13 protein-coding genes and 1 pseudogene are annotated in these 16,089 nt (G+C 70.2%); 3 read left to right on the top strand and 11 right to left on the bottom strand.

What is annotated here, in order from left to right; genetic code table 11:
* Positions 1–2: 2 nt before the first annotated feature.
* From A5622_RS15750 to A5622_RS15720, 7 genes are all read right to left on the bottom strand, one after another.
* Complete coding sequence (locus tag A5622_RS15750) at positions 3–2,204, bottom strand: LGFP repeat-containing protein (protein WP_066860753.1); 2,202 nt, start codon at positions 2,202–2,204, stop codon at positions 3–5.
* Between the two features lie 554 nt (positions 2,205–2,758).
* Positions 2,759–3,919, bottom strand: coding sequence for an acyl-CoA dehydrogenase family protein (locus A5622_RS15745; RefSeq protein ID WP_007774924.1), 1,161 nt, complete (start codon positions 3,917–3,919; stop codon positions 2,759–2,761).
* Positions 3,920–4,065: 146 nt separating this feature from the next.
* A complete protein-coding gene (gene hflX / locus A5622_RS15740; protein WP_066879749.1) occupies positions 4,066–5,505 on the bottom strand; it encodes a GTPase HflX in 1,440 nt (479 codons plus the stop codon).
* A gap of 46 nt (positions 5,506–5,551) precedes the next feature.
* A complete protein-coding gene (dapF, locus tag A5622_RS15735; protein WP_066879809.1) occupies positions 5,552–6,424 on the bottom strand; it encodes a diaminopimelate epimerase in 873 nt (290 codons plus the stop codon).
* 4 nt (positions 6,425–6,428) lie between these two features.
* Positions 6,429–7,373 (bottom strand): tRNA (adenosine(37)-N6)-dimethylallyltransferase MiaA, encoded by a 945-nt coding sequence (gene miaA, locus A5622_RS15730; RefSeq protein ID WP_066879807.1) that lies wholly within the window; start codon positions 7,371–7,373, stop codon positions 6,429–6,431.
* Positions 7,374–7,378: 5 nt separating this feature from the next.
* Complete coding sequence (locus A5622_RS15725; protein ID WP_066879745.1) at positions 7,379–8,071, bottom strand: hypothetical protein; 693 nt, start codon at positions 8,069–8,071, stop codon at positions 7,379–7,381.
* 27 nt (positions 8,072–8,098) lie between these two features.
* Positions 8,099–9,076, bottom strand: coding sequence for a DMT family transporter (locus A5622_RS15720; RefSeq protein WP_066860762.1), 978 nt, complete (start codon positions 9,074–9,076; stop codon positions 8,099–8,101).
* A 590-nt stretch (positions 9,077–9,666) separates the two neighbouring features.
* Here A5622_RS15720 and A5622_RS15715 point away from each other — a divergent pair.
* Positions 9,667–10,995 (top strand): DUF349 domain-containing protein, encoded by a 1,329-nt coding sequence (locus tag A5622_RS15715; RefSeq protein ID WP_066860765.1) that lies wholly within the window; start codon positions 9,667–9,669, stop codon positions 10,993–10,995.
* A 5-nt stretch (positions 10,996–11,000) separates the two neighbouring features.
* Here A5622_RS15715 and A5622_RS15710 read toward each other — a convergent pair whose 3' ends face one another.
* Genes A5622_RS15710 through recA form a run of 4 tightly spaced genes read right to left on the bottom strand, consistent with a single transcriptional unit; the run spans position 11,001 to position 14,728 of the window.
* Positions 11,001–11,621, bottom strand: a complete 621-nt coding sequence (locus A5622_RS15710; RefSeq protein ID WP_066879742.1) for a hypothetical protein — start codon at positions 11,619–11,621, stop codon at positions 11,001–11,003.
* Positions 11,618–13,129, bottom strand: a complete 1,512-nt coding sequence (gene miaB, locus A5622_RS15705) for a tRNA (N6-isopentenyl adenosine(37)-C2)-methylthiotransferase MiaB (RefSeq protein ID WP_197508027.1) — start codon at positions 13,127–13,129, stop codon at positions 11,618–11,620. Before miaB ends, A5622_RS15710 begins: the two co-directional genes overlap by 4 nt.
* Positions 13,130–13,188: 59 nt before the next feature.
* Positions 13,189–13,710 (bottom strand): recombination regulator RecX, encoded by a 522-nt coding sequence (recX, locus tag A5622_RS15700; protein WP_066879739.1) that lies wholly within the window; start codon positions 13,708–13,710, stop codon positions 13,189–13,191.
* The gene (gene recA / locus A5622_RS15695; protein WP_066860775.1) at positions 13,676–14,728 is read right to left on the bottom strand and encodes a recombinase RecA; all 1,053 of its coding nucleotides are present in this window, start codon (positions 14,726–14,728) and stop codon (positions 13,676–13,678) included. Before recA ends, recX begins: the two co-directional genes overlap by 35 nt.
* A gap of 231 nt (positions 14,729–14,959) precedes the next feature.
* On the opposite strand from recA, the pseudogene A5622_RS15690 reads away from it, so the two are divergent.
* Both A5622_RS15690 and A5622_RS15685 read left to right on the top strand, forming a co-directional pair.
* Positions 14,960–15,618, top strand: a pseudogene (locus A5622_RS15690) ((2Fe-2S)-binding protein).
* A 54-nt stretch (positions 15,619–15,672) separates the two neighbouring features.
* Positions 15,673–16,089 (top strand): NAD(P)H-dependent oxidoreductase (locus tag A5622_RS15685; protein ID WP_232002985.1); only part of this gene is annotated, 417 nt, incomplete at its 3' end.

Below are 16,089 nucleotides of genomic sequence, written 5' to 3'. Positions count from 1 at the left end.
AGTCAGTCGGCCCGGGTGAAGCCGTTGGCCAGCGCGACTTCCTCGCTCGACAACCAGATTTCGGCGAGCGTGTCCTGATACAGGTCGCTGCCCGGCGTGTAGTACAGCCCGTAACGCGCACTGGCCTTGATCGGGTATCCGTCGGGCGCCTGGTACGGGTCGTCGAGCGGCAGATGGATCGTCGGCCGGCCGTCCGGGCCCGCCAGACCGTTTTCCGAGCCGTCCTCGGCGTCGTCGGCGGCGGCGTGCCGACCGCTACGCGCCGGCGTCCCCGCGGCGACCGCACCGGCGCCCACGGCGTCCGCCGCGTCGGCTCCCGTGGCGCTGGCGGCCCCCGACTCGACGTCGGGCTCGGGCGTGGCGACGTCGAGGTAGTCGTCCTCGGGCTCGGCGGTCTCCAGGGCGCCGGTCACGGCGTCGGTGTCCGGTGGGGTGCGGGGAACGACGACGTCGGGATACTCGTCGTCCGGGTAGGCCTGGCGCGCATAGTCGGCGTCGGGGTCCTCGGCGTCGACGTAGGCCGCGTCGTCCGCGGTCTCGGGCTCGGCGAGCTCGGGGACTTCGTCGGCGTAGTCGGTGTAGTCGGACTCGGCCGCGGGATAGTCGGCCTCTGACAGCATCTCCTCGGAGACGACGGGGATGGAGTCGGTGTCGACGGCGTCGGGGTCGTCCTGCTCGAATCCGTAATCGCTCTCGGCCGGAGCCTGACGTTGCCAGCTGACCCGCCCGACGTCCGGCGCCGGTTCGGCCGGCGCGCTCAGCGGCGCGAACGACTCGGCGTCGTGCTCGGAATCGTCGTGCCCCCACGGGCCGTCGGCGTCGTAGCCGAAGTCGCGGCCGCGGTCGGGCGCATAGCCCGCAACGTCGGGTTGGCCGGGCCGGCGCCGGCGCCAGCCGAACAGCACCCACGCCAGGAGTACGAGCAGCACCAACACCGGAATGGCGGCCATCAGCCACCACCAGTGCCAGGTGAACTTCTTGGCGTGCGCCGGCATGGCCGAATTGCTGGGCTGGTTCTGACCCGACACCTGCAGGCCGGACAGCAGGGGCGCCAGGTTGGCCGGTTCCGTGCTGAACGTGTTCTTGGCCCGGTTCCATGAGATCTTGCCGCCGGTGAACTGCTGCGAAATCACGTCGCCGTTCACGGTTTGGTCGCCGACCGGCGCGCCGAGCTTGCCGGCGGGGGCGCGGAGCTTGTCCCACGCCGCCTTCATCGCGCCGCGGATGACGAACGCGCCGTGCTCCGACGTCCAGAAGATGACCGGCTTGTCGGCGGCGGAGAAGGTGCAGACCTTGCTGGAAGGGCCTATGCCGCCGTCGGTTTCGTTGGTGGTGGGGAATCCGAGGTCGCTGCCCACCGGGCCGCCCAGCGACTCGTATTTGGCCAGGATGTCGCTCTCGACGGCGTTCGCGCCGGTGGCCGGCGTGAAGAACACCTTTCCGCCGGCGAAGTTCTGAGCGATCCCGTCACCGCCGACGGAATATTGGCCGCCCTGCTTGGCGCCCAACGGCCCGCTGGGTCCGCCCGCCGCGCGCCACGCCGTGTTGATCGCCGCGGTGGGATCGATCGCCACCTGCAGACCCTTCAACTGATCGGCCAGCGCCGGCGGTTCGGTGGTGAACTGCTTGGTCTGCCGGTTCCACGAGACCTGGCCGCCGCTGAATTTCTGCGAGGACACCTCGCCGCTGTAGGTCTCGTCGCCGACCGGCACGCCCAGCACCCCGCCCGAGCTGCCCAGCTTGTCCCAGGCGGTGTTCAGCGCGCCGCGCACCACGAACGGGCCGTGCTCGGGTGTCCAGAAGATCACCGGCTTGTCGCTGGCCGAGAAGGTGATCACCCGGCTGTCGGGGCCGGATAGACCGGGCACTTCGTTGATGGTCGGGAAGCCCAGGTCGCTGCCGGCCGGCCCGCCGAGCTGCTCGTATTTGTCGAGGACGGGCCCGTAGGCGAACTTGGCTCCGGTGGCCGGGGTGAAGAACATCTTGCCGCCGTCGAAGTCCAGGGCGAAACCGTCCCCGACGGGGTACACGTCGCCCTTGCGAGCGCCCAATGGTGAGGTGTCGCCGCCGGCCTTGTCCCAGGCGGCCATGATCGCGGCTTCGGCGTCGCCGATAGGACTCGCTACCGCGGTGGGGGCCAGCAGCACGGCGGCCAGTGCGGTGGTCGTCAAGCTGACCAGCGCGCTTCCGATCAGCTTGCGCATGTGACCTCTCTGCACCTTCACCAAGCCTCCCAGCCGGCGGATAGGGATCTATCTGCGGCTATGCCCTTACCTGCATAACCGGCGAGCGGGCCGTGCTTGCGCGGAAAATGGACCCGCGCACGATCAGCCTTACCGCCGGGCTCGCATAACTTTGCTCCAACCAACAAGAAATGCGAAGTCAAATCACGAATTTTACAAAAACGGATACCACACCGATGTCGAAATGATGCGTGCCCATGGCCCAATCGCGACCCGCCGGGCCACCGTTCGCGCTGTGTTGCGGATATCGCACAGAAAAGCGGCCGGAGCGCGCGCTCGAGGAACGCCGCCGGACTGCCGACTCGCACAGCCGAATTGCGCCGGACGCGGCCGCCCGCGGTGCAGGAGGCGTCGCCCGCGGGGCGATCGCGGGCCTGACTATGCGCGACGACGCGCCCGGCGTACCCGAGACACATCCGCCGACGGTATGGGAACCACCACCGAATTCACGCCCGCACCGACCGCTGGTCGACAAATTCGACCGCGGCTGCCGAAGCTACCCAGCAAACGAAACGCTATACACCGAGGCTGCGGCCGATGATTTCCTTCATGATCTCGGTCGTGCCGCCGTAGATGGTTTGCACCCGCGCGTCCAGATAGGCACGGGCAACGGGATATTCACGCATGTAGCCGTAACCGCCGTGCAGCTGCAGGCAGCGGTCGATCAGGTGCACCTGCTTTTCGGTGCAGTACCACTTGGCCATCGCGGCCTGTTCGGCGGTCAGCTTGTGGTCCAGGTGCAGGCGCACGAACTCGTCGACCATCATGCGGACCACGGTCGCCTCCGTCGCCAGCTCGGCGAGCACGAACCGGCTGTTCTGGAAGCTGCCGATCGGCTTGCCAAATGCCTTGCGCTCCTTGGTGTATTGCAGAGTCTGCTCCAGCACCTGTTCCATGGCCGCGGCCGCCATGATGGCGATCGAGATCCGTTCCTGCGGCAGGTTCTGCATCAGGTAGATGAACCCCATACCCTCCTGGCCCAGCAGGTTTTCGGCCGGCACGTGCACGTCGGTGAACGACAGCTCGGCCGTGTCCTGTGCGTCCAGCCCGATCTTGTCCAGGTGCCGGCCGCGCTCGAAGCCCTCCATGCCGCGCTCGACGGCGAGCAGCGAGAAGCCCTGTGCGCCCTTTTCCGGGTCGGTCTGCGCGACCACGATCACCAGGTCGGAGTTGATTCCGTTGGTGATGAACGTCTTTGACCCGTTGAGCACGTAATGGTCGCCCTGCTTGACCGCGCGGGTCTTGATGCCCTGCAGATCGCTGCCGGTGCCCGGCTCGGTCATCGCGATCGCCGTAATCAACTCTCCGGTACAGAATTTCGGCAGCCAGCGCTGCTTCTGCTCCTCGGTGGCCAGGGCCAACAGGTACGGCGCCACGATGTCGTTGTGCAGGCCGAAACCGATGCCGCTGTAGCGGCCCGCGGTGGTCTCCTCGGTGATGATCGTGTTGTACCGGAAGTCGGGGTTGCCGCCGCCGCCGTACTCCTCGGGCACCGCCATGCCGAGGAAGCCCTGCTTGCCGGCCTCCAGCCAGACGCCGCGGTCGACGATCTTCGCCTTCTCCCACTCGTCGTGATAGGGCGCGACGTGGCGCTCGAGGAAGCCCCGGTAGGACTCACGGAACAGGTCGTGCTCTGACTCGAAAAGAGTGCGCTGGTATTTGATGGCGCTGCTCATGGAAGACCTCCGGCGACTGGGATTCTGCAGCCCAACATATACCAACCGGACGGTTGGTCGGCGGCTGGCGAGGTCGGCTACCGCCCTCGTCGGGGGTCTCGGGCGCCGCGACGCAGCACATCGCCCGGTCGTGGGGCAAACGCCCGTTAGTCGGCCGAGAACTCGCGCAGCCGGCCGGCCAGGGCCGTCGGGACCCGGGCCCTGATCCGGGTGCCCTCGGCGTTGTGCTCCTCGGTCTGGACGCGTCCGTCGGCGTGCAGGCGCGCCACCAGGTCGCCGCGGTGGTACGGGATCACCACGTCCACGGCGGTGTCGGCGGGCACAGCGAGCTCGGCGATCCGGCGGCGCAGCGCGTCGATCCCGTCGCCGGTGCGCGCGGAGACGAACATGGCGTCGGGCAGGGCGTGGCGCAGCTTGGCCAGCGCCAAATCGCTTGCGGCGTCGACCTTGTTCACCACCACCAGCTCCTGAGGGGCGCCGCCGTCGTGGTCGGTCCCATAGTCGGCGACGACGTCGGAGACCACCTGGCGGACCGCGTTGATCTGCGCCAGGGGGTTGACGTCGGAGCCGTCGACGACGTGCACCAGCAGGTCGGCGTCGACGACCTCTTCCAGCGTGGAGCGGAACGCCTCGACCAGTTGGGTGGGCAGGTGCCGGACGAATCCGACGGTGTCGGTGAGCACGAACGGCCGGCCGTCCTCGAATTCGGAGCGCCGGGTGGTGGGCTCCAGGGTGGCGAACAACGCGTCCTGTACCAGCACCCCGGCCCCGGTCAGCGCGTTGAGCAGGCTCGACTTGCCGGCGTTGGTGTAGCCGACGATGGCGATCGCGGGCAGGTCGCTGTGCACCCGCCGGCTGCGCTGGGTATCGCGAACCTGCTTCATGTCCTTGATCTCGCGGCGCAGCTTGGCCATCCGCTCGCGGATGCGCCGCCGGTCGGTCTCGATCTTGGTTTCACCGGGACCGCGCAGGCCCACGCCTCCCCCGCTGCCGCCGGCGCGTCCACCGGCCTGCCGCGACATTGATTCACCCCAGCCGCGCAGCCGCGGCAGCATGTATTCCATCTGGGCCAGCGTGACCTGCGCCTTGCCCTCCCGGCTGGTGGCGTGCTGGGCGAAGATGTCGAGGATCAGCGCGGTGCGGTCGATGACCTTGACCTTCACGGCCTTCTCCAGGGCGGTCAGCTGCGCCGGGGACAGCTCACCGTCGCAGATGACGGTGTCGGCGCCGGTCGCCAGCACCACCTCGCGGAGCTCCTGGGCCTTGCCCGAGCCGATGTAGGTCGACGGGTCGGGCTTGTCGCGGCGCTGGATCAGCCCCTCGAGCACCTGGGAGCCGGCGGTTTCGGCCAGGGCGGCGAGCTCGGCCATACTGGCCTCGCTGTCGGCGGCGGTGCCGTCGGTCCACACGCCCACCAGGACGACCCGCTCGAGCCGGAGCTGGCGGTATTCGACCTCGGAGATGTCGGTGAGTTCGGTGGACAGGCCGGCGACGCGGCGCAGCGCCGACCGATCTTCGAGGGCGAGTTCGCCCGTGCTGGGCTCCGGTGCGGCCGGAGAGTGATCGCGGAATTCGGGATGTGTCATAGGCAATACAAGATGATGCACGCGAAAAAGGTTTTGTGCACTCGATTTAACGCTGCTGTTCGCGCCACCATTCCTCGCTGAGTTCTCCTTGGGCCACCAGCACGGACGGTCCGCGCAGGAAGCTGGTGGCCTCGGTGATGGTGACGACGACCTCGCCGCCGGGCACCCGGACGGTCAGGGCGCCGGTGGCCGCACCGGCACCGGCCAGCGCGGCGACGGCGGCCGCCACCGTTCCGGTGCCGCAGGAGCGCGTCTCGCCGACTCCCCGCTCGTGCACGCGCATGTGCACCGCCCCGTCGGCGGGTGCGGTGACGATCTCGACGTTCACCCCGTCCGGGAACTGGGTCGCGTCGAAGCTGACCGGCGCGGCCACGTCCAGCGCCGCCAGCGCGTCGGGCGTCAGATCCGGGTCCACACAGGCCAGGTGCGGGTTGCCGACGTCGACCGCCAGGCCGGAGAACCGCCGCCCCCCAACCACCGCGTTCCCTGGGCCCAGGGGGTTGGCCTTGCCCATGTCGACGCTGATGTCGGCGGTGGCCGCGTCGGCGCGGTGCACGACGACCGGCCGCGGGCCCGCCAGCGACCCGACCACGAACTCGTCGCGGGACTCCATGCCGCTGGCGCGCAGGTAGTGCGCGAAGACCCGCACGCCGTTGCCGCACATCTGGGCGACCGATCCGTCGGCGTTGCGGTAGTCCATGTACCAGTCGCCAGGGTCCACACCGTCGGGCACCCGGTCGAGCACGCCGGCCGAGCGCGCCGCACCGGCGGTGGTGACCCGCAGCACCCCGTCGGCGCCCAGCCCGCGGCGGCGGTCGCAGAGCGCTTCGACCCGCTGCGCGGTCAGGCTCAGCTGGGCCTGCGGGTCCGCCAGCACGACGAAGTCGTTCTGGGCGCCGTGGCCCTTGGCGAATTTCACCTGCTCAGGATACGTGGCGCCAGGCCCGCACGGCGGCGTCGACGAGCGGGGCGCGATCGGCGGCATCGAGCCACTGCACCCGGTGGTCCCGGCGAAACCAGGACCGCTGGCGCCGCACGTAGCGGCGGGTGCCGACGAAGGTCTGCTCGCGCGCCTCGCGCAGCCGATCCGCATCCGGGCCCGCGGGACCGCCCGCATCCAGGGCGGCGAGCACCTGCGCGTAGCCCAGCGCACGCGACGCGGTGACCCCGTCGCGCAAACCCCGCTCCAGCAGTCCGATTACCTCGCCGACCAGACCCTGATCGAACATCGCGTCGGTGCGCCGCGCCAGCCGGTCGTCGAGAATCGTTGTGTCGCAATCCAACCCGACGATGGCCGTGTCCCACCGCGGCGCGCCGATCCGCGGCGCGGAGGCGGCGAACGGCTGACCGGTCAGCTCGACCACCTCCAGGGCGCGCACGGTGCGCCGGGCATCGGTGGGCAGGATCGCCGCGGCCGCGGCGGGATCGCGCCGGGCCAGCTCGGCGTGCAGCTCGCCCACCCCCACCTCGGCCAGCCGCTGCTCCCAGCGGGCGCGCACCGCGGGATCGGTGGCGGGAAACGACCAGTCGTCGAGCAGCGACTGGATGTAGAGCATCGAGCCGCCCACGATGACGGGCAGCGCGCCCCGGGCCGCGATCGCTTCGACGTCGGCCGCCGCGGCGCCCTGATAGCGGGCGACGGTCGCGGTCTCGGTGACGTCGAGGACGTCGAGCTGGTGATGTGGGATGCCGCGGCGGGCCTCGACGGGCAGCTTCGCCGTGCCGATGTCCATGCCGCGATAGAGCTGCATGGCGTCGGCATTGACGATCTCGGCGCTTACACCGAGCCGCTCGACCCGGTCGGCGAAGTCGAGGGCCAGCTGCGACTTGCCGGTGCCCGTGGGCCCGATGATCGCCAGGGGGCGCACGGCCGTCACAACTGCCAGGCGCCGGCGAAATAACCCACCCCGTAGGGCGCTCCGCGGTACAGCTGCTTGGCCGATCGGGGCCCGGGACCGGCCAGGCCGGCCAGCACCTGGAACGCGACCCGTCCCAGGATCTGGTCCGGCAGCTGGCGCAGGGCGGTGACGTCGCCGCTGGCCAGCGCGTCGTCCAGGGCCTCTTGCGCGGCGGCGTTGTCGGGGTCGTACCCGCCGGGGGCGGCCGGTGTCAGTGTGTTCGCGCCGTCGGCCACCACCAGCACCCCGACCGGCTCGGGTGACCGGTCGATCTGCGCGCGCAGGCGGTTGCCGAGCTTGCACGCGGCGGCGGCGTCGCGGTCGCCGCGGTAAACCCGGACCCGTGCGCTGGCCTGCGGCTGCGCCTGGCCACGCACCCACCCGGCCAGCAACGCGCACACGGGAAGCGGCACCGGCGTCGCGGTGTCGTGGGGCCGCGGAGACAACTGGACGGGCACGTCGACGCCGAAACCGGCGAACGTGCCCACGGTGTCGGGACCGAACTCGTCGTCGTCAGGACCCGTTCCGATCGCCACCCAGCGGTCGGGCAACAGCGCCGCCGCGGCAAGCGTCGCGGCGAGAAGCTCGGCCACCTCGGAGGCGGCCGCTCCGGCCAGTTCGGGCACCAGGACCGGCGCCGACGGGACGATCGCGATCGCGCTGAGCACGCCACCAAACTAACGTGGCCGCAAAGGTCACCACCCGGAGGTGTCGGCCACCACCAGACGGTCACTGAAGGGGCCGAAGTCGCCTTCGGTCGGTGCCGCCCGGGGCGGCACTTTTCGCGAGGCACCGTCTCCGCGGGAATCGGACTGATCGATGCTGGCGGCCTCGCCGCGGGCCAGGGCGATCGTGGCGCCGATGACGACGGCGACCGCGCCCACCAGCACGAACGCCTTGGGGCCATGGGCATTCAGCGTCTCACCCAGCACCAGCACCCCGAGCAGGCCGGCGACCACCGGCTTGGCCACCGTCATCGTCGGCAACGACGCGGTCAGCGCGCCGGCGCGGAACGCCGATTGTTGGAAGATCATCCCGCACAGGGCCACCAGCAGCCAGGGCACGAACTCCGGCGAGGTCAGCACGGCCACCGGGCCGCGCTCGGACATCTCGACGACGCCCTTGGTCAGCACCGCAAACAGCGCCAGCGAGGAGCCCGCCACCACCGCGAGCAGGACGGCCGCGAACGGGCTGCCGGCCCGCAGCCGCGCCGTCACCACGCAGGCCACCAGCAGCGGCACCATCACCAGGGCGACGATGATCCAGGTCTGCAGCGGCGCCCGCTGCACGCCGGCCGCCGGATCCCCGACGATGATGACGACCGCCAGCGCGGCCGCCAGGATGAGCGCCCACATCCACTCCCGGGGTTGCACCCGGTGATGGGCGAGGCGCGCGTAGATGGGCAGCGCGAACAGCAGCGCGGTCACCTGCAGGGCGGTCACCAGCACCACCGAACCCCAGGCCAGGGCGGCGGCCTGCAGGCTGTAGTTGGCGATCGCGGCCAGGCCGCCCAGCCACCATCGGGCGTCCCGCAATGACATGCGGAACAGTTCCAGATGGCCGACCGGCTTGTCGGTGATCTCGTGCGCGGAGCGCTGCCGGATCACGTCGCCGACCGCGGATGCCAGCGCCGCGCACACTGCAAGCAACGCCGCGACATCAACCTTCGACATTCTCGACCCCTCCGCCCCTAGACTGTCCGACCCAGCTTTCCCCGGGGCGCAGGCAAATACACGCACAATTTGCGTTCAGTTCAACTACAAATCTATGACGTTCCACACGTTGCTAACTGCGCCGCAGGTAACCGTTTCAACTACTACTTCAGCAATCTATGCAACGCGTGGGATAACTCTAAGAGAACTACACAGGTAGCTGTGCGCGATGGCAAAGGCCTTTCGCTGCCAGCGTCTTTCGCCCGCCGCGCGCCGCCCCGGATGGGACAAGTGTCACAACATCTCCCCGCCCGCCCGGCGCGCCGCCGGTCGCGGTCCTCAAGGCGGCTACGCGCGCGGTCGCGGGCCGGCGGGAAGGCGATGGCCACCGCCGCCGGAGCATCCACAGGGTGCCGGCGCCGTGCTGGTGCCGGTCCGGTCAGGAATGCCAAGGTGGCGGCGTGGCACAGGGCAAGCTGCTTGAATATCGTTAGACGGCTGTTGGGCGAACCCTGGGGGTTCCGGCAGCTGCAGGACTATGGTGCCGCTACGCGCGGCAGGTGCGCGGGACTCGGACCGCGCGGAAGGTTGCGAAAGGTAGTGACGAGCGCATGACGTCTGACGAGCCTCGCGACGATTCGGCTCGGCCAGTGCCGCGCCCGGGGCCGCGTCCCGGCCCCCGGCCGACACCGCGACCCACCACCGCGCACCCGCTGGTGATGCCGCCGCCCAGCAATCCGCACCAGTTCGGCCGCGTGGACGACGACGGCACAGTGTGGCTGATCAGCAGCGCCGGCGAGCGCATCATCGGCTCCTGGCAGGCCGGCGACCGGGAGGCGGCGTTCGCCCACTTCGGCCGGCGCTTCGATGACCTGGCCACCGAGGTCACCCTGATGGAGGAGCGCCTGGCGTCGGGAAGTGGTGACGCGCGCAAGATCAAGGCGCACGCGGCCGAGCTGGCCGAGACGCTGCCGACGGCGGCCGTGCTGGGTGACATCGATGCGCTGGCGGGCCGGTTGACCACCATCGCCGAGCACGCCGAGGCGACGGTCGCCGCGGAGCGCTCCCGCCGTGAGGAGCACCGGGCCACCCAGACCGCCCGCAAGGAGGCGCTGGCCGCGGAGGCCGAGGAGTTGGCCGCCAACTCGACGCAGTGGAAGGCCACCGGCGACCGGTTCCGCGCGATCCTCGACGAGTGGAAGACGATCACCGGCGTGGACCGCAAGGTCGACGACGCGTTGTGGAAGCGCTATTCGGCGGCTCGGGAGGCGTTCAACCGGCGGCGGGGATCGCACTTCGCCGAGCTGGACCGGGAGCGCTCGGGGATCCGCCAGGCCAAGGAACGCCTATGCGAGCGGGCCGAGGAGCTGTCCGACTCGACCGACTGGACCGCGACCAGCGCGGAATTCCGCAAACTGCTGACCGAGTGGAAGGCGGCCGGGCGGGCGACGCGGGAGGTCGACGACGCCTTATGGCGGCGTTTCAAGGCCGCCCAGGACGTGTTCTTCACCGCCCGCAACGCCGTGACGGCGGAAAAGGACGCGGAGTTCCGGGCCAACGCGGCCGCCAAAGAGGCGCTGCTGGCCGAGGCGGAGAAGCTCGACACCAGCAACCACGACGCCGCCCGCGCGGCGCTGCGCGCGATCACCGAGAAGTGGGATGCGATCGGCAAGGTGCCGCGCGAGCGGTCCGCCGAGTTGGAGCGGCGGCTGCGCGCGGTCGAGAAGAAGGTGCGCGACGCCGGCGACGTCGGCTGGTCCGACCCGCAGGCGCAGGCCCGCGCCGAGCAGTTCCAGGCCCGCGCCGAGCAGTACGAACAGCAGGCTCAGAAGGCCGCCGCGGCGGGCCGGACCAAGGAGGCCGACGAGGCTCGAGCCAACGCCGAGCAGTGGCGGCAGTGGGCGCAGGCGGCCGTTGAGGCCCTGACCCGCAAGCCTTAGCGCCCTCAGGCGCCCTTGGTCGTTCCGGGGTCGTCGGTGGTCTCGGCGGCGGGCTCGTCCAGACCGTCCAGCAGCGAGGTCGACTGCTGCGCGGCCGCGACGCGGCGCCGCTGCTCCTCGGCGGCCAGTTGCACGATGGTGCGCGACCAGACCACCCGCGCCCAGTGGTAGGTCAGCACGAGCACGGTCAGCCAGGCGACGATCAGACCCCAGCCCGGCCCCGGGTGGCCCGCGGAGACGGTCTGGCGCGACCAGATCGCCAGCATGCCCGCGGCGCCCGCGATGGCCGTGCCGGCCAGCGCGACCCAGGCCAGCGCCCAGCGCCGCGTCACCAGCGCCAGCATCGAGAAGCCCACGCCGAACACCAGCGCCAGCCAGGCGAACACCCGCGACGGCAAAGCCACGGCGGCCGCACCGGCGTGGTGGCTACCGAACAGCACGTCCCAGCCGCGCACGTCGCCGGTGTGCGGCAAGACAAACGACGCCAGCAGCACGAACACCAGGATCGACACGAAGAAGGCCCGCGGGCCCGGGTCGATTCCGCGAGCCACCCGGCGTTCGGCGGCCTCGATCTCGGTGCGCAGGGCGCCGAGCTGCAAATCTTCGTTGTTCGTCTCTTTTTTCATCGTGCACATCCAAGGGGTTCGGCCGGGCCGACTGGCGGCCCGACGGCGGGCATGCCAAGGCCGATGCCGCGCGGGCGCTGCCCGGCGGCCTGGGCATCACCCGCCCGGGTGCGGCGATGGGTGAGGACGCCCGCGTCGGCGATGAGGTGGTGGGGCGCGGCCCCGGTGATCGCCGTGGTGACGATGTCGCCGGGCCTGATGTCGCCCGGTGTGTCGACGGCGAAGTGCACCAGCCGGCCGTCGCGGGCCCGCCCGCTCATCCGGGCGGTGCGGCTGTCCTTGCGACCTTCGCCGGTGGCGACCAACAATTCGACGGTCTGACCGATCAACGCCTGGTTGCCCTCCAGCGAGATCGCCTCCTGCACCTCGATCAGCCGGTCATAGCGTTCCTGCACAACGGCTTTCGGGATCTGCCCGTCGAGTTCAGCGGCCGGGGTGCCGGGCCGCTTGGAGTACTGAAAGGTGAACGCGGCCGAAAAGCGGGCCGCCCGCACCACGTCCAGCGTGGCCGCGAAGTCCTCTTCGGTCTCACCGGGGAACCCGACGATCAGGTCGGTGGTGATGGCGGCGTGCGGCATGGCGGCCCGGACCCGGTCGATGATGCCGAGGTAGCGCTCGGCGCGGTACGAGCGCCGCATCGCGCGCAGCACCCGGTCCGACCCGGACTGCAGCGGCATGTGCAGGGCGGGGCAGACATTGGGCGTCTGCGCCATGGCCTCGATGACGTCGTCGGTGAATTCGGCCGGGTGCGGCGAGGTGAACCGCACCCGCTCCAGCCCGTCGATGTCGCCGCAGGCCCGCAGCAGGCGGGCGAAGGCGCCGCGGTCCCGCGGCAGCGCCGGGTCGGCGAAGGACACCCCGTAGGCGTTGACGTTCTGGCCCAGCAGCGTGACCTCGAGCACGCCGTCGGCCACCAGTGACCTGACCTCGGCCAGGATGTCGTCCGGGCTGCGGTCGACCTCCTTGCCCCGCAGCGACGGGACGATGCAGAACGTGCAGCTGTTGTTGCATCCGACCGAGATGGAAACCCAAGCGGCATAGGCGGATTCGCGAGCGCTGGGCAGTGACGACGGAAACTCCTGCAGCGCCTCGGCGATTTCCACCTGGGCGACCTGGTTGTGCCGGGCCCGCTCCAGCAGGGTGGGCAGCGACCCGATGTTGTGCGTGCCGAAGATGACGTCGACCCAGGGCGCCTTGCGCAGCAGCGCGTCGCGGTCCTTTTGGGCCAGGCAGCCGCCGACGGCGATCTGCATCTCGGGATTGCCGCGCTTGCGGGGCGCCAAGTGGCTGAGGTTGCCGTACAGCTTGTTGTCGGCGTTCTCCCGGACCGCGCAGGTGTTGAACACGACGACGTCGGCGTCGGCACCCTCGGCCGCGCGTCGGTATCCGGCCGCTTCCAGCAGGCCCGCCAACCGCTCCGAGTCGTGGACGTTCATCTGGCAGCCGTAGGTGCGGACTTGGTAGGTGCGCGCCGGCGCGGCGTCCGCCGCCACGGTCTCTCGCACCATCGAAGTCACCCGGCCATGGTACGGCGGCCGGTCGGCACGCGAGAAACCGCACGTCAGGGCTAGACCCGGCGCCGCTCCCGCTCGGCGGCCAGCTCGGCGAAGACGACCTCGCACGCCATGTTCTGGCTGTAGCCACGGCGCGCCAGCATCCCCACCAGCCTGCGGGTCACCCGGGCATCGTCGTCGTTCAGCGTTTCCCGGCGCAGCTTGGACCGGACCAACTGCTCCGCCCGGTCCCGCTCGGCGCCGGCGTCGATCCCGGCGAGCACCGAGGTGATCACGTCGTTGTCGATGCCCTTGGTGTGCAGTTCGGCGGCCAAGGCGCGCTTGCTTTTCCCGGCGTGGGTCCGGCGGGACTGCACCCACTGCTGGGCGAAGTCGGCGTCGTCGATCAGGCCGACGGAGGCCAACCGGTCGAGCACCCGCGCACTGACGTCGTCGGGATAGCCGCGCTTGGCCAGCCGGCCGCGCAGTTCGGCGCGGGTGCGCGCTCTCGCGGTGAGCAGGCGCAGGCACAGCGCTCGCGCCTGCTCCTCGCGGGAGGGCTCAGAAGTCGACGGGGGCGGGCAGGACGCTGTCATCGGACAAGCCATCGGTCACGACCGCGCCAATGCCGAGCTTTTCCTTGATCTTCTTCTCGATCTCGTTGGCGACTTCGTCGTTTTCCTTCAGGAACGTGCGGGCGTTCTCCTTGCCCTGGCCGAGTTGCTCGCCTTCATAGGTGAACCAGGAGCCGGACTTGCGGATGAAGCCCTGCTCCACGCCCATGTCGATCAGCGAGCCTTCCCGGCTGACCCCCTGGCCGTAGAGGATGTCGAACTCGGCCTGCTTGAAGGGCGGCGCCACCTTGTTCTTGACGATCTTGACCCGGGTGCGGTTACCGACCGCGTTGGTGCCGTCCTTGAGCGTCTCGATCCGGCGCACGTCCATGCGCACCGACGCGTAGAACTTCAACGCCTTTCCACCCGTGGTGGTTTCGGGGCTGCCGAACATCACCCCGATCTTCTCGCGCAACTGGTTGATGAAGATCGCGGTGGTGCCCGAATTGTTCAGCGCGCCAGTCATTTTGCGCAGCGCCTGGCTCATCAGCCGGGCCTGCAGCCCGACGTGGCTGTCGCCCATCTCGCCTTCGAGCTCGGCGCGCGGCACCAGCGCGGCCACCGAGTCGATGACCAGGATGTCCAGCGCGCCGGAGCGGATCAGCATGTCGGCGATCTCGAGGGCCTGCTCCCCCGTGTCGGGCTGGCTGACCAGCAGGGAATCGGTGTCCACGCCGAGCTTCTTGGCGTACTCCGGGTCCAGGGCGTGCTCGGCGTCGATGAAGGCGGCGACGCCGCCGGCGGCTTGGGCGTTGGCCACCGCGTGCAGGGCGACCGTGGTCTTACCCGAGGATTCCGGGCCGTAGATCTCCACGACCCGGCCACGGGGCAGCCCGCCGATGCCCAGGGCCACGTCCAGCGCGATGGATCCGGTGGGGATGATCGAAATCGGCTGACGCGTCTCGTCGCCGAGACGCATCACCGAGCCTTTGCCGTAGCTCTTTTCGATCTGGGCCATCGCCAGTTCGAGAGCCTTCTCGCGGTCGGGGGCTTGCGCCATGGTGTCTCTCCTATAGTCGGTGTTCGTCTGACCGGTATCGGTCGGTTGGCGGTGACACTAGAGAAGGCCACCGACAAGTTGACTGGCCGAACGCTCACCACACTAGCCGAACAGGTGTTCGATTCAAGTTCGACACGCCGTTGCGCCCCGGCGCGTGTGGCAACATCGGCGATCGAAAGGCGCCGACGGGCCTCTTCGGGGCGGATCCCCCCGAGAGGCGGTCGCGAACCCATGGACATCTCCCCCCAGCTGGCCGAAACGGCTTCCTACGGAGGCTTTTTCGCGCTGACCGTGGGTGGGGACCCGGCGGGATGGCATCCGGTCGCGCGGTCCTACGCCGACGGCTGCGCCGACCTGATCGACGCCACCGCCCGCCGCTACCACACGACGGACCTGCGGATCGGCGCGTCGCTGGTCCACCTCGCCCACGCCACCCGGCTGTGGTCACCGGTGCTCGCCTGCGCGATCGGCCACGGCGTCGTCCCCGACCTCGATGAACTGCAACGCGCCGACGACGACGCCCGGTTACGACTGCCCAGGCCCGTCGGGCAGCCCGTCGATTCGCACGACGCGCTGTACCGGGTGGTCGTCGAAGAACACCTGCAACCGCTCGCCGCCGGCCTGCGGGTCAACCTGGCGCCCGCCCTGCTCGCGGGCAACATCGCCTCCGCGCTGGTGGGCGCCGCACGGGCCCTGGTGGCGGCGCGGCCCGACCTGCACCGCAAGACCACCGAGCTGACCGGGTCGCTGCTGGACACCGGCGTGCTGGCCGGATCCGGTGTCATCACCGGCCCGCAGCTGGGATCCGGCGCCGCAGCTGCTGCCTCTTCTATCGGCTGCCCGCGGGTTCGCTGTGCGGTGATTGCGTGCTGCACCGGGTGCCGGGATAGGCCGCTCGGGCGCGGGCCTCGTTTGTCGTTGCCCGGTCGGGGTACGTGAGCACCATGTCCTCAGCCGCAACCCCGTCCCTGCGCGCCATCGCGTTGGTCTGCTCGTTGAAGAAGAGCCCGGCGCCGTCCAGCAGCGAACTGCTCGCCGACCAGTTGCTCGATCAGCTGCGCAGCGCGGGCGTCGAGGGTGAGAAGGTGCGCTGCGTGGACCTGGCGCTGCTGCCCGGGGTCGAGGCGGACATGGGTCCCGGCGACGAGTGGCCGGCGCTGCTGGACAAGATCAAATCGGCGGACATCGTCATCGTGTCGACGCCCACCTGGGTCGGCCACGATCTTGTGCGCCCCGTCCTCGTTGCCCACGACCGCGGCCAGCGCCACCTTGCCCACCATCGCCGGTCGGCCCGCGTCGTCGGTGTCGGACAGCTCGGCATCGAGGCGCTCCAGGACGCGCTGGGCGACGCTGGACATGTG

It is taken from the genome of Mycobacterium sp. 1245801.1 (assembly GCF_001673055.1).
GTDB classification, from domain to species: domain Bacteria; phylum Actinomycetota; class Actinomycetes; order Mycobacteriales; family Mycobacteriaceae; genus Mycobacterium; species Mycobacterium europaeum_A.
Note: the sequence above shows the minus strand (reverse complement) of the source record. Positions and strands in the feature narration are given on the sequence as shown.